Here is a 13,839-nt window from a genome sequence, read left to right on the forward strand (position 1 = left end):
TATATTAACGCCAAAAAAATACAATTATACATTTCCTTTAGTTGGTATTATAATAGGTAACGAGCTTTGGGGCAAGGCTTTCTTTTTTATCGCCAGAATGTCCGTAAAAGCAAAGAATACTTTAGAAAGGAAGTGCAGTTATGGCTAATTTAGGACCAAAACTGATGGAAGAACTCCAATGCGAGAATGTCTTTTCCATAGGTGGCATCGGCATTTCGGAATCAGTTGTTGTAACATGGATTATCATGGCGGTATTTCTGCTGGCAGCAATTCTGCTGACCAGAAATCTGAAGGTTGAAAATCCTGGCAGAGGTCAGTTGATGTTGGAGTACATCGTGACCTGGCTTCAGGGAATCGGCGAGGGAATTATCGGTGAAGAAGAAAAGGGTTATGCATCATATCTTACATCGATTCTGATTTACCTTGGCGTTGCAAACCTGATCGGTATGCTTGGATTTAAACCGCCTACCAAAGACCTGAATGTGACGGCTGCCCTGGCTCTGATGAGTATCATTCTTATTGAGTATGCAGGCATTCACAAAAAAGGTTTCCGCGGATGGCTGAAAAGCTTTACACAGCCAATTGCAATTGTTACCCCTATTAACATACTGGAAGTGTTTGTAAAACCGCTTTCCCTGTGTATGCGACTGTTCGGTAACGTACTGGGTGCATTTGTTATTATGAAACTGATCGAATGTATCCTCCCCGTCGGTCTTCCGGTCATTTTCAGCGCATATTTTGATGTGTTTGACGGACTGATTCAGGCCTACGTGTTTGTTTTCCTGACGGGACTATTTATTAAAGAAGCTATTGAGTAAAACGAAGGAAAAGGAGATTTATTTATGTCAACATTAATTGCTATCGGAGCTGGTATCGCAGTACTCGCTGGTATCGGAGCTGGAATCGGTATTGGTATCGCTACTTCCAAAGCTGCAGAGGCAGTCGCAAGACAGCCAGAGGCTGAGGGTAAAATTACGAAGATTCTTCTTCTTGGTGCAGCACTTGCAGAGGCAACCGCTATTTATGGTTTCGTTATCGCATTGCTGATCATCATCCTGTTACAGTAAAGAAAGGCGGACTTGTACATGTTAAGATTAGACTTAAATCTGGTCTTTACGATTGTCAATCTGCTGATCTGGTATGTGATTATCCGTAAATTTCTTTTTAAGCCGATCAATGATATCATCACCAAGCGTGAGGATGCCATCAATGCACGTTACGCAGAAGCACAGAAACTTCAGGACGATGCAAAGGCTGAGAAAGAGAAGAGCGCACAGTTCCAGGCTCAGATTGAACGCGAAAAGGCTAAAATCATGGCAGATGCTCAGGCAGATGCCCGTGTAGAGTATGATCAGATCGTATCCGATGCACATAAGAAAGCCGGACAGATCATTGATTCCTCCAAGAAAGAAGCAGCTCTTCAGAAAGAAAAAGTAATGAATAAAGCAGAGCAGGAGATCCGCGGTATGATTCTGGAAGCCGCAGTGAAATCCATGCAGTCCGAAAATAACGACGGAGCTCTTTATGACCAATTTTTGACAAAAGCAGGTGAGACAACTCATGAAGAATCTTAGTTCCTATCTGGATCGGCTTACAGCTGTCCGCATGCGGCCGGAGGTTCTGCAGCATGCCGTAGACATCTTAAAAGCAGTTCCGCAGATTCAGACTGAGCTGGAAAATCCGGCAACCACCCGTATGAAACGGGAAGATATTATTCAGGAAATTTTCCCGACGGAATCCAGAGAGTTCATTCTTTCCCTGGTAGAGGACGGCGCACTTGGTTCCCTGAATGATATTCTGAAAGCATACATGGAAATGTCAGAGGAAGAGAGAACTCCTCTTTCCTGCGTTCTGGAGTATGTAACGGAGCCGGATGATGCTCAGTATGAAGGTATTATTAAATTTTTAAAACATCAGTACCCGGAGCGGGTTCTGAATATTTCCAGAAAGCAGAACAAAGCGCTGGGAAGCGGTTTTATTCTTCATGCCGGAAATGAAGAATTCGACTGGAGTTCATCCGGACGTAAAAAAGCACTGCAGGAAAAACTGCAGTCTTTAGACGTGTCCAGTGATGGTCCACTGGTGGCTCAGAAAGCCATTATCAGCATCTTAAAGGGCAATATGAATGATGTGGATATTGCCAGCCAGGAAGTCGGTGTTGTCAGCCGCGTAGGTGATGGAATCGCCTATATCGACGGTGTGGATCATGCTATGTACGGTGAAATCCTTGTATTTGATAATGGTGAGAAAGCCATGGTACAGGATATCCGTGAGCACGAGATTGGTTGTATCCTTCTTGGAAAAGACACCGAGATTGAGGAAGGCAGCCGTGCAGCACGTACCGGTAAGATGGCAGGTATTCCAGTAGGAGATGGCTATATTGGACGTGTTGTGAATGCCCTCGGAGAGCCTATTGACGGAAAAGGTAAGATAGAATCTACTGATTACCGTGCGGTAGAAGAGCCTGCTCCTGGCATTGTAGACCGTAAGTCTGTTGATACCCCATTGGAGACTGGTATTCTTTCCATCGACTCCATGTTTCCTATTGGACGCGGACAACGTGAGCTGATCATTGGTGATCGCCAGACCGGTAAAACTTCTATTGCTACCGATACCATTCTGAACCAGAAAGGCAAGAATGTAATCTGTATCTATGTAGCTATCGGTCAGAAAGCATCTACTGTGTCCAAACTGGTACACAATTTTGAAAAACATGGTGCTATGGATTACACCATCGTGGTATCTTCCACTGCAAGTGATCCGGCTCCGCTTCAGTATCTGGCTCCTTATTCAGGAACCGCACTGGCAGAGTTTTTCATGCACAGAGGCCAGGATGTATTGATCGTTTATGATGACCTGTCTAAACACGCAGTAGCATATCGTTCTCTGTCCCTGTTGTTGGAGCGTTCTCCGGGCCGTGAGGCATATCCGGGTGATGTTTTCTATCTGCATTCCCGTCTGTTGGAGCGTTCCAGCCGTTTAAGCGATGAAAAGGGAGGCGGTTCCATTACTGCACTTCCGATCATTGAGACCCAGGCAGGTGACGTATCCGCTTACATTCCGACCAACGTTATTTCTATTACAGATGGTCAGATTTTCCTGGAGAGTGACCTGTTCAATGCAGGTATGCGTCCGGCAGTTAATGTTGGTTTGTCCGTATCCCGTGTAGGTGGTGCTGCACAGACAAAAGCCATGAAAAAAGCGGCCGGAAGTATCCGTATTGACTTGGCTCAGTATCGTGAGATGGAAGTATTTACTCAGTTCAGTTCTGATCTGGATGCCATTACGAAAGAGCAGTTGGAATATGGTAAACGACTGATGGAGCTGTTAAAACAGCCTCTTGGTTCTCCACTTTCCCTGCACGAGCAGGTTGTTACCTTGTGTGCAGCCACCCACAAGCTATTTTTGGATATTCCGGTTAAAGGACTGAAGGCGTTCCAGAGAGATATGCTTAACTGGATGGATCAGAAGCATCCTGAGATCGGTGAAGAAATCGAAGAACTGCACAGTTTAAGTGATACACTGATCAACAAGATTGTAGATGCAGTAAAGGAATATAAGAGTCAGGTGGTGAAGTAGTATGGCAGGACTGCATGAGATCCAGAACCGGATCAAAAGTATCCAGGATACGAGAAAAATCACCAATGCCATGTACATGATTTCATCCACCAAGATGAGAAAAGCCAAACAGGATCTGGAAAATACAGAGCCCTATTTCTACACGCTGCAGTCCATGATGGATCGTATGCTCCGGCATCTTCCGGATGTCAGCCATATGTATTTTGAAAACGAAGGGGTGGGCGGTGAAGCGACCGATACATCTGATAAAAAGAATATCGGACTTCTGGTCATCACTGGCGATAAAGGACTTGCCGGCGCTTACAACCATAATGTGTTAAAACTGGCGCAGGAATATCTGGATGATCAGGACAATGAAATCCAGTTGTTTGTTGTTGGAGAATTGGGACGACAGTACTTTATGGGGCAGCATATTCCCATTCAGGAAAATTTCCAGTATACGGCCCAGAATCCTACCTTCAGCCGTGCCCGCTGGATTGCTGAGATCCTTCTTGACAAGTTCCTGTCTGGAGAACTGGACGAGATTGATGTTATCTTCACCCGTATGGAAAATAGCATGACGAGTAATGCCGAGGTAAAACGTATGCTTCCGCTGAAACGTCCGCCCATGCCGAAGATTCCTATTGATGTCCAGCAGGAAGAGTTCCGTACCGTTCCTGACGATAAATCCGTTGCCGACAGTATTGTGCCGAACTATGTGACCGGTTTTATTTACTGTGCACTGGTAGAATCCTTCTGCAGTGAGCAAAGTGCCCGTATGCAGGCTATGGAATCGGCTACAAACAATGCGGATGAACTTCTTCATGATTTAAGCATCATGTACAACCGGGCAAGACAGGCTGCCATTACCCAGGAAATTACTGAGGTATGCAGCGGTGCCAGAGCCCAGAAGCAGAAAAAATAAAGCAAAGGAGATACATGTGTGATGGAAAAAGGTAAAATCATACAGGTTTCAGGCCCGGTTATCGACGTATTGTTCGAAAAGGGCAATCTCCCCAAGATAAAAGACGCCCTGACAGTTGACAACCATGGAAAACAATGTGTCATGGAAGTTGCCAAGCATATGGGACACAATGTGGTCCGTTGCATTATGCTGGCCGCCAGTGAAGGGCTTTGCCGTGACATGGAAGTCACTCAGACCGGTGCCGGCATTACGGTTCCGGTAGGTGAACAGACCCTTGGCCGTCTCTTCAACGTGTTGGGACAGCCAGTTGACGGCGGGGGAGAAATTACAGATTCAGAAAAATGGTGTATCCATCAGGATCCGCCTTCATTTGAAGATCAGAGTCCGGTTGTTGAGATTCTGGAGACAGGTATCAAAGTTATCGACCTCTTGGCGCCTTATGCAAAGGGTGGTAAAATTGGTCTGTTCGGCGGTGCCGGTGTGGGTAAAACCGTCCTCATTCAGGAGCTGATCCGAAATATTGCTACCGAGCACGGCGGATATTCCATCTTCACTGGTGTTGGAGAGCGTTCCCGTGAAGGAAATGACCTCTGGAGTGAGATGAAAGCATCCGGCGTTCTGAACAAAACCGCTTTGGTATTTGGTCAGATGAACGAGCCCCCTGGAGCGCGTATGCGTGTAGCCGAGACCGGACTTACTATGGCAGAATATTTCCGTGATGAGATGCATCAGAATGTGCTTCTCTTCATCGATAACATTTTCCGTTTCGTACAGGCAGGATCAGAGGTATCTGCACTGCTTGGACGTATGCCGTCCGCAGTAGGTTATCAGCCGACTCTGGCTACAGAGATGGGTGAGCTGCAGGAGCGTATTGCTTCCACAAAGAATGGTTCTGTTACTTCTGTACAGGCTGTTTACGTGCCTGCCGATGACTTAACTGACCCGGCTCCGGCAACTACCTTTGCACATTTGGATGCAACTACCGTTCTTTCCAGAAAGATCGTAGAACAGGGTATTTATCCGGCTGTTGATCCGCTGGAGTCTTCTTCCCGTATTCTGGAAGCAGACGTGGTCGGAGAGGAGCATTATGAGACAGCAAGACGCGTGCAGGAGATGCTTCAAAAGTATAAAGAACTGCAGGATATTATTGCTATTCTTGGTATGGAAGAATTGTCAGAGGAAGATAAACTGACGGTTGCCCGTGCAAGAAAGGTACAGCGTTTCCTGTCCCAGCCGTTCCATGTAGCTGAGAATTTCACAGGAATTCCAGGTAAATATGTGCCGCTGAAAGATACCATCAAAGGCTTCCAGGCCATCATCAATGGTGAAATGGATGAGTATCCGGAAGCTGCATTCTTCAATGTAGGAACCATCGAGGAAGTTGTCCAGAAGGCAAAAACTCTGACTACAACCGTATAGAGGTGATGGATCATGTCAAAGTTTTATGTGAAAATCATATCCAGTGACCGAATCTTTTATGAAGGATTCTGCCATTGCCTGATTGTCCCGGCTGTTGATGGAGAGCAGGCTATCATGGCACACCATGAGGAAACTATTATTGCCGTGCAAAACGGCGAGATGCGCATACAGAAGGAAGAAGGCGGCGAGTGGACCTATGCAGTCCTTGGAAAAGGATTCTGTATGGCAGCCAACAACCGTGTTACAGTCCTTGCTGACACGGTAGAGCGTCCGGAAGAAGTGGATGCCAATCGTGCAAAAGAGGCATTGGAACGTGCACAGGAACGTCTTCGTCAGAAGCAGAGTATCCAGGAGTATCATATGACACAGGCTGCAATGGCCCGTGCTTTGACACGACTGAAGGAAACTGAAAAATTTGTTCGTTAAAACTGCTTGGTAAAGCAGTTGCCGTCCATGAGGGGCGGGTCGGAGGAATCCCGTATTCCAAAGACCCGCCTCCTTGGTGTTAAAATACTTTTATCATTGTTTATATGAAATTTACATAATATTGTTATGTTGATATATAGTTTTTAAGTGAGGTACAAAAGATTGAAAGAGGAACGATATAATGGACAAGTATTACTGACCGGTATTGATGTAGGATCTACCACAACAAAAATTGTGGCAGTTCAACCAGATAACGGAAAGATTGTCTATTCCGAATACCGGAGACATAACGCAGCCCAGGTAAAAAGTGTTTATGATGCACTGAAGCGACTGGAAAAAGCATTTCCGCACGCCAGAATCCGGTTGAGCCTGACCGGATCCGGTGCAAAACTCATGGCTGATCGCCTGGGAGTTCCCTATATTCAGGAAGTAGTCGCAAATTCTCTGGCACTGCGGGAACAATATGGCCAGGTACGGACCGCCATTGAACTGGGCGGTCAGGATGCCAAAATGATTTTTTTTAAAGAGGATGAAAATACCGGTCTTCTGACGGTTTCCGACATGCGGATGAATGGAAGCTGTGCCGGTGGTACCGGAGCCTTTATTGATGAGATTGCCTCTATTTTACAGGTCCCGGTGGAAGAATTTAACGCACTGGCAGCAAAAGGCACCTGTGTCTATGACATTTCCGGACGATGTGGCGTCTATGCCAAGACAGATATCCAGCCCCTTCTGAACCAGGGAATTGCCAAGGAAGATCTGGCTCTTTCCGCCTTCCATGCCATTGCCAAACAGACCATCGGTGGTCTGGCCCAGGGACTGGATATTGAAAAACCGGTGATTTTTGAGGGTGGTCCTCTGACCTTTAACCCGACTTTGATCCGTGTGTTTGCAGAGCGGCTTTCGCTTACGGAAGAAGAGACCATTATTCCGTCACATCCGGAACTGATGGTTGCTTTTGGCGCTGCCATGTCTCTCGAACAGATGTTTGCAGAGCAGGAGGATGTCTATGAGATTCCGAAACTGACCCGCCAGCTTGCCAAAGAGCAGAATGAGGAGACCGGACATACCGTTTCCACTGCCAAACCTTTCTTTGCATCCGAAAAAGAGCGGGCTGCCTTTGAGGAACGCCATCACCATGAGGCACCTCAGTGGAAGAAACCGCATCCTGGAGAAGTGGTGGAAGCTTATCTGGGTATTGATTCCGGGAGTACCACTACCAAATTTGTCCTGATCAATGCGCAGGAAGAGATTCTGGATTCCTTCTATGCTCCCAATGAGGGAGATCCTTTAACGGTAGCGAAAAATGCCCTTCTTTCCATGCGGAACCGTTACCGGGAGGCGGGAGCAGAACTTCATATTCTGGCGGCAGGTACCACCGGGTACGGTGAGATGCTCTTTGCCAAAGCTTTCAGTACAGAGAGTCATACTGTAGAGACGGTTGCTCACGCAAGAGCAGCAGAAAAATATGTAAAAGATGCCACCTTCCTTCTGGATATTGGCGGACAGGACATGAAGGCCATCTGGCTGGACCACGGCATCATTACCAACATTCTGGTCAATGAAGCATGTTCCTCCGGATGTGGTTCCTTTCTTGGAAACTTTGCGTCCTCCTTACATATTCCTATGCAGGAAATTGCCGACGCTGCCTTTTCTTCCAAACATCCGGCCGCTTTGGGAAGCCGTTGTACCGTGTTCATGAACAGCAGCATCATTACCGAACAACGAAATGGATGTCAGTCGGAAGATATTATGGCGGGACTGTGCCGCTCTATCATTGAAAATGTATTTACCAAGGTCATCCGCATTTCCAATACGGATCTCTTAGGCGACCGCATTGTAGTACAGGGCGGGACCTTTGAAAATGACGCCGTCCTCTGCGCGCTAGAGCAGTATCTGGGCCGTGAAGTCATCCGTGCTCCTTACCCGGGCATTATGGGTGCCATCGGCATGGCCCTGATTACCAAAGAGCAGTATCATGCAGAGCAGAAGCAGACCTTCATCGGACTGGATGCACTAGACAGCTTCTCCTATAAAAGAGAGTCCAACCTTCCCTGCCCATTCTGCACCAACCACTGCCAGCGCACCATTGTAACCTTCTCCAACGGAAATTCCTGGATTACCAATAACCGCTGTGAACGGGGTGAGATTCTGGGCGATCCGAAGGATGCAAAAGTACGGGAAAGAATCAAAGAAGTGAACAAAGAGAGCAGTGCAGTTCCGAACTTATTTGAAGTCCGTGAAAAACTGTTGTTTGAAGATTATCCTTATCCACAGTTACTGCCGGAAAAAGAGACTGTTATCGGTATTCCGCGGGTATTATCCTACTGGGAAACCATGCCATTCTGGAATACCTTCTTCCGGGCTCTTGGCTATCAGGTACGTATTTCCGATAAGAGTACCCGGAAAATCTATGAGAGCGGACTTTCCGCCGTTACCTCTGATACGGTCTGCTTCCCGGCAAAACTGGTGCATGGCCATATCCGGAATCTGGCAGAACATCACGTAGACCGGATTTTCATGCCGACCATTACCACGGTCTCTTCCGAGAATCCAGCCAGTACCAGCGAATCCATGTGTGCCATTGTAAAAGGGTACCCAATCGTCATCCGGAACTCCGATAATCCGGAAAAGCGCTGGAACATTCCTTATGATGCGCCCCTGTTCCACTGGTACCGGACCGAAGACCGAAACCGGCAGCTGACCGCTTATATGAAAGATACCTTTGAAATCGATTCTTCCATCTGTCTGAAGGCCATTGAAGCTGCTGACCAGGCACAGGCTTCCTTTGAGCAGGCGCTGAAAAAAGCCGGACAGAAGGTCATGGAGCAGGTAGAAGCCAACAATACCTACGCGGTAGTACTGGCATCCCGTCCTTATCAGAATGATGCACTGGTCAATCATGATCTACCGAAAATGTTTACCAGCATGGGTATTCCGGTTCTGACCGCTGACGCTGTTCCTGGTGTCAATGACGTAGATCTTCGTAACAGCCGTCTGGATATTGTCAATAATTATCATGCAAGGATGCTTTCATCAGCAGTACTGGCAGCGGAAAATGACCATCTGGAATATGTCCAGATGGTAAGCTTTGGCTGTGGCCATGATGCTTATCTTTCTGATGAGATTATCCGTCTGATGAAAGAGATTTCAGGAAAGACACCTCTTATCCTGAAACTGGATGAAAGTGATGTGCAGGGGCCTCTTCGCATCCGTGTCCGTTCTTTTCTGGAAACCGTTGCCATGACTCACAAACGCTGTGCACACCAGGAAATCCGTGTACTGACCGATCCTTATCCGGTAAAATTTACAAAAGAATGTCGGAAAGAAAAAATTGTACTGGTTCCCAATACTTCCCATGCTTTCTGCCGGGTGATGTCCGCAGCCCTTTCTACCCAGGGAATTCGCGCTGTTCCATTGGAAGTTGGTAGAGAAGAAGCCATCCGTCTCGGAAAAAAGTATGTACATAATGACATTTGTTTTCCGGCACAAATTGTCATCGGAGAAGCCCTTGCCGCTCTCCGAAGCGGAAAATATGATGTGGAGCATGCGGCAGTTGGTATGGGGAAATACATAGGTGATTGCCGTCTAACCCATTATGGAGCTCTGCTGCGGAAGGCTCTCGATGATGCAGGATATGCCAATGTTCCAATATTGACGAATGACGATATAGATTCCCATCAGATGCATCCGGGATTCCGGATGAATATGTTATCCGCCGTCCGCATTGCCTTTGCCCTTCCCATGATTGATGCACTGGAAGAGCTGCTGAGAAAGATCCGTCCTTATGAAAAAACGGCTGGAAGTGCCGATACTGCCTTTGAGCGGGCACTTGATCAGGTGATAGATGGTCTGACTCATTCCGGCGTCACTGGGGCTAAAAAAGGCTTTAAAAAAGCCATTGAGATTATGAATCAGGTAGACTATGATCGAAGTAACCCCAAACCGCAGGTTCTGATTGTAGGCGAATATCTCCTGAATTTCCATCCGGGCGCCAACCATGAGGTCGAGCGGTATCTGGAACAGAACGGTTTTGAGATCATTGAAGCCAAAATGACCGATGTCATCCGGAAAACGTATTTCTATCAGGGATCTCAGATCAAAGAATACCATCTAAAGAAACCATTAAATAAAAAAGCATGGTTTGCTATCGTTGATAGAGTCTTTAATATGGCTCATAATATGACCGATTCTATTGCATCTGCCCATCCTCTCTATGAACCAGCTTGTCGGATGCAGGATCTGGTGAAAGAAAGTGATCCGATTATCCACCATACGTTTGATGCAGGAGAGGGAGTGCTCATTCCAGGGGAAATTCTTCACCATGCAGCCCACGGATGCAAAGCCTTTATCATTCTCCAGCCTTTCGGATGTCTGCCAAACCATGTAGTAGGACGCGGTATTTCCAAACGGCTGAAAGAACTCTATCCCAATGTGCAGATTCTGCCGCTGGATTATGACCCGGATGTGAGCTTTGCTAATATTGAGAACCGTCTGCAGATGCTCATTATGAACAGCCGTGCGGCAGCAGAAGAAGAGAGACAGCAGCAGGACCTGAAGAAAACCCAGAAAAGAGGCGCCTGATGAAGACATTTTTCTGGAAAGATTATACGGTACAAATCACGAAAAAGAAGGTTAAGAATACCAATGTCCGGATTAAGAGAGAGGCACCGAAGGTTATCTGCATGTCCATTCCCTTATCTGCCAGTTATGAATCCGGATTGCAGGCATTGGAATCTCCTCATATCCGTCACTGGTTGAAAAATTATGAACGAAAATTAAAAATGAAATCTGTTCCGACATTGGAAGAACAACGACAAAAAGAACTGGAAAAAGAGCAGATGGCTCCTGCATACCGGGATCGGCTTCTTGCTCTGCTGCCCGATATGTTCCGAAAGTGGGAACCCATTCTTGGTGTCCGCAGCAGCAAAGTAACCATACGGAAAACACGTTCCCAATGGGGCAGCTGCAACACCAGGAATGGAAATATTTCTATCAGCCTGTGGCTGGGTGCCTATCCGGAAGAATGCATTGAATACGTGGTAGTACACGAACTGGTCCATCTTCTGGAACGCGGTCACAATGCATATTTTTATGGAATTCTTGACCAATATTACCCTGACTGGAAAGTCTGCAGGGAACGGTTAAAAAAAGAACCATGACCTGATTGCAAGAAAACCTTTTAAAAAATCTGGTGTTCAGCGTGCCCTTGTCTTCCTGCAAACAAGAACACCAGTACAGCACCTGCAGCGGCCATTGCAAAGCATACAGTATTCATGGCTCCAACTCCTGCATGGTCAATGAGAAAGCCTCCAAGAAGGCTTCCAAAGACGCCTCCCAGGGTATTGGTGGCTGTCATGACTGCCTGTCCTTTGAATTTGTCCTGATCCAGCATAGTCTCGTTCACATAGTAGACAGAAGAGGGAATATAAAGAGCAAAAGAGCCAATCTGCAGCGTGGCTGCCAGATACATAATCATCATATTTCCTGCCAGCATAAATCCGGCTGCACGCATGGCAAAAAAGATGCCGGAAACGATAAGCAGGGTGCTGCTCTTAAAATGTTTTGAAATTCTGGAAAACAAGAACATGACCGGAAGCTCCGTTACCGCTGCAATGGAAAGCATACGTCCCATATCTGCAGAGGTTCCGCCTACGTTTTCAATCACCTTGATTAAATAAGCATTATTCATATTATGGAAGATAAATAGGAATGTAACGCCTGCTAAAGTTAACATAAAATATTTATATCTATTCGCAAATTCAAGAAGACCTACATCACTCTGCTTCAGCTGTATTTGTTTTGACTGCAAAGCGGCAGAAGAGGAGAGGACTGGCATGGAGAGAACCGTCATCAGCATAATCAAAACTACCAGCATTCCCGCCATCAGAATACTTTTCGTTCCAAATCTTTCAACCGCAATGCCAAGAATATAGGAAGCCGCTGCATAGGAGAGGGAACCAATTCCTCTGGCTGCTCCAAAATCAACGGATACACCCTGATTTACATAGTAAACACTGACGGAATTAATGAGCGGCTGGATGACCTGCAAAAATGTATCCGTCAGTAAAAACAGAACGGCGACTGCAAGCAGGATATTGGGAATCATATACAGGAACGCGATCAACACAATCATGATAACAGATAAGAGTGCCGTTAATTTATGGAGAGAAATTTTTTCAGAACGGTCCGCAATGGATGCCACAACTGGCTGCAAAATAACTCCTAAAATATTTCCGGCTGCAATAATCACGCCGATCATGGAACTTTCAAATCCACGGCTTAATAAAAAGACCGTGGCAAATGCATAGAGCACACAGAATGATGCCCAGTATGAGCCCTGCAGAACACAATACTGCAGCATCAATTTTGTCCTATTCAGTTTCATACACTTTTACTCCTTTTCCCGCAGCTGTACAATATTGGCTGCCTTTCGTTTATTTTCTTCTTTCATAGCCGCATAATGCTTCCGGGTCGTATTGACGTTTTTATGACCCAGCACATCAGCTACCAGATAGATGTCGCCGGTTTCCTGGTAAAGGGCAGTACCATAGGTACTCCGCAGCTTGTGAGGCGTGATTTTCTTTACTGTTGCCGTGGAAGCATATTTCTTTACCAGACGCTCCACAGAACGCACTGTAATCCGCGTATTATTCTGGGAGATAAACAGTGCATTTTCATGTCCCGGTGCGGGCGTCATTTTCATTCGTTCATCCAGATAATTCCGCAGCATTTCTTCAGTTTCTTCGCCAAAATAGACAATATCCTCATTACCGCCTTTTCGGATCACCCGCATAGCTCCATTATCAAAATCCAGATCCGAAAGATCCAGTCCCACCAACTCTGTTACTCGAACACCCGTTCCTAGAAGAGTGACCACAATGGCAAGGTCCCGCGCCTTATTCCGTTCATGCCAGACTTTCTGCTGTTTGGTCAGCTTTTCTCCCGATTCAATATTATCAATGAGCTGGGCTACCTCATTGGCATCCAGACGGATGATGTTTTTTTCCTTGACCCTTGGTACATCCACCACAGAAGGTGCATTTTTCTGAATCATTTCCTTTTTATGAAAATAGCCGAAAAAAGTGTTCAATGTGGCTAACTTTCTGGCTTTGCCTTCCTCATGGTTTTGATAAATCTGGCCATCCTTTTCATAGTAGGTCAGGAAGGAGAGATATTCCTCAATATCCACCGGCTGAAGATCATCCAGGATGGATACCGGAAGTGTTCGAAGATCCTTGTCACGGAAGTAAGAATTGGTTGTCCGCAGGAAATAAAAAAAGGTACTCAAGTCGTAAGCATAATTGCGGCGGGTGTTGGTTGCCTTCTTAATTTCCATGGCACGAAAGAAATCATCTGCGAAAGCGGGGAGTTCTTTCTGTAATTCCCGGAGTTTCATGGTGTTTTTATAATCAATTTGTTCATGATAAGTTTGGGACATAAATAATGTCATCTCCTTATTTTGGATACAACGCGTCGTAAAACTGCCATTTTGCGACTAGTTATAGATC

At 46.2% G+C, this 13,839-nt stretch carries 11 protein-coding genes; 9 read left to right on the plus strand and 2 right to left on the minus strand.

Annotation, left to right across the window (positions count from 1 at the left end; genetic code table 11):
• Positions 1-140 precede the first annotated feature (140 nt).
• From ACZMB2_RS09000 to ACZMB2_RS09040, 9 genes are all read left to right on the plus strand, one after another.
• Positions 141-818, plus strand: coding sequence for a F0F1 ATP synthase subunit A (locus ACZMB2_RS09000; RefSeq protein ID WP_487596485.1), 678 nt, complete (start codon positions 141-143; stop codon positions 816-818).
• Positions 819-842: 24 nt separating this feature from the next.
• Positions 843-1,067 carry an ATP synthase F0 subunit C gene (gene atpE, locus ACZMB2_RS09005; protein ID WP_118769567.1) on the plus strand — a complete coding sequence of 75 codons (225 nt, stop codon included), beginning with the start codon at positions 843-845 and terminating at the stop codon, positions 1,065-1,067.
• A gap of 18 nt (positions 1,068-1,085) precedes the next feature.
• Positions 1,086-1,574 (plus strand): F0F1 ATP synthase subunit B, encoded by a 489-nt coding sequence (locus tag ACZMB2_RS09010; protein WP_487596486.1) that lies wholly within the window; start codon positions 1,086-1,088, stop codon positions 1,572-1,574.
• Positions 1,561-3,579 carry a F0F1 ATP synthase subunit alpha gene (gene atpA / locus ACZMB2_RS09015; RefSeq protein ID WP_487596487.1) on the plus strand — a complete coding sequence of 673 codons (2,019 nt, stop codon included), beginning with the start codon at positions 1,561-1,563 and terminating at the stop codon, positions 3,577-3,579. The genes ACZMB2_RS09010 and atpA overlap by 14 nt, the downstream gene beginning before the upstream one ends.
• A 1-nt stretch (position 3,580) precedes the next feature.
• Complete coding sequence (gene atpG / locus ACZMB2_RS09020; RefSeq protein ID WP_487596488.1) at positions 3,581-4,483, plus strand: ATP synthase F1 subunit gamma; 903 nt, start codon at positions 3,581-3,583, stop codon at positions 4,481-4,483.
• A 21-nt stretch (positions 4,484-4,504) separates the two neighbouring features.
• Positions 4,505-5,902, plus strand: coding sequence for a F0F1 ATP synthase subunit beta (gene atpD, locus ACZMB2_RS09025; RefSeq protein ID WP_487596489.1), 1,398 nt, complete (start codon positions 4,505-4,507; stop codon positions 5,900-5,902).
• 12 nt (positions 5,903-5,914) lie between these two features.
• Positions 5,915-6,328, plus strand: a complete 414-nt coding sequence (gene atpC, locus ACZMB2_RS09030; protein WP_487596490.1) for an ATP synthase F1 subunit epsilon — start codon at positions 5,915-5,917, stop codon at positions 6,326-6,328.
• 162 nt (positions 6,329-6,490) lie between these two features.
• A complete protein-coding gene (locus ACZMB2_RS09035) occupies positions 6,491-10,912 on the plus strand; it encodes an acyl-CoA dehydratase activase (RefSeq protein WP_487596491.1) in 4,422 nt (1,473 codons plus the stop codon).
• Entirely contained in the window at positions 10,912-11,490 is a 579-nt protein-coding gene (locus ACZMB2_RS09040) for a M48 family metallopeptidase (RefSeq protein ID WP_487596492.1), read from the plus strand. The genes ACZMB2_RS09035 and ACZMB2_RS09040 overlap by 1 nt, the downstream gene beginning before the upstream one ends.
• A gap of 20 nt (positions 11,491-11,510) precedes the next feature.
• On the opposite strand, the gene ACZMB2_RS09045 is transcribed toward ACZMB2_RS09040, so the two are convergent.
• Together ACZMB2_RS09045 and ACZMB2_RS09050 are read right to left on the minus strand one after the other, a co-directional pair.
• Entirely contained in the window at positions 11,511-12,716 is a 1,206-nt protein-coding gene (locus ACZMB2_RS09045) for an MFS transporter (protein ID WP_487596493.1), read from the minus strand.
• 6 nt (positions 12,717-12,722) lie between these two features.
• Positions 12,723-13,769, minus strand: a complete 1,047-nt coding sequence (locus tag ACZMB2_RS09050) for a tyrosine-type recombinase/integrase (RefSeq protein ID WP_118770038.1) — start codon at positions 13,767-13,769, stop codon at positions 12,723-12,725.
• Positions 13,770-13,839: the final 70 nt, after the last annotated feature.

This window comes from Hominiventricola sp. (assembly GCF_057604405.1).

Excerpts from the sequence above, each read along its gene's own strand:
- ACZMB2_RS09045 (WP_487596493.1), bottom strand. The coding sequence starts at position 12,716 with ATGAAACTGAATAGGACAAAATTGATGCTGCAGTATTGTGTTCTGCAG.
- atpD (WP_487596489.1), top strand. The coding sequence starts at position 4,505 with ATGGAAAAAGGTAAAATCATACAGGTTTCAGGCCCGGTTATCGACGTA.
- atpA (WP_487596487.1), top strand. The coding sequence starts at position 1,561 with ATGAAGAATCTTAGTTCCTATCTGGATCGGCTTACAGCTGTCCGCATG.
- atpC (WP_487596490.1), top strand. The coding sequence starts at position 5,915 with ATGTCAAAGTTTTATGTGAAAATCATATCCAGTGACCGAATCTTTTAT.
- ACZMB2_RS09040 (WP_487596492.1), top strand. The coding sequence starts at position 10,912 with ATGAAGACATTTTTCTGGAAAGATTATACGGTACAAATCACGAAAAAG.
- atpE (WP_118769567.1), top strand. The coding sequence starts at position 843 with ATGTCAACATTAATTGCTATCGGAGCTGGTATCGCAGTACTCGCTGGT.
- ACZMB2_RS09050 (WP_118770038.1), bottom strand. The coding sequence starts at position 13,769 with ATGTCCCAAACTTATCATGAACAAATTGATTATAAAAACACCATGAAA.
- ACZMB2_RS09010 (WP_487596486.1), top strand. The coding sequence starts at position 1,086 with ATGTTAAGATTAGACTTAAATCTGGTCTTTACGATTGTCAATCTGCTG.
- atpG (WP_487596488.1), top strand. The coding sequence starts at position 3,581 with ATGGCAGGACTGCATGAGATCCAGAACCGGATCAAAAGTATCCAGGAT.
- ACZMB2_RS09000 (WP_487596485.1), top strand. The coding sequence starts at position 141 with ATGGCTAATTTAGGACCAAAACTGATGGAAGAACTCCAATGCGAGAAT.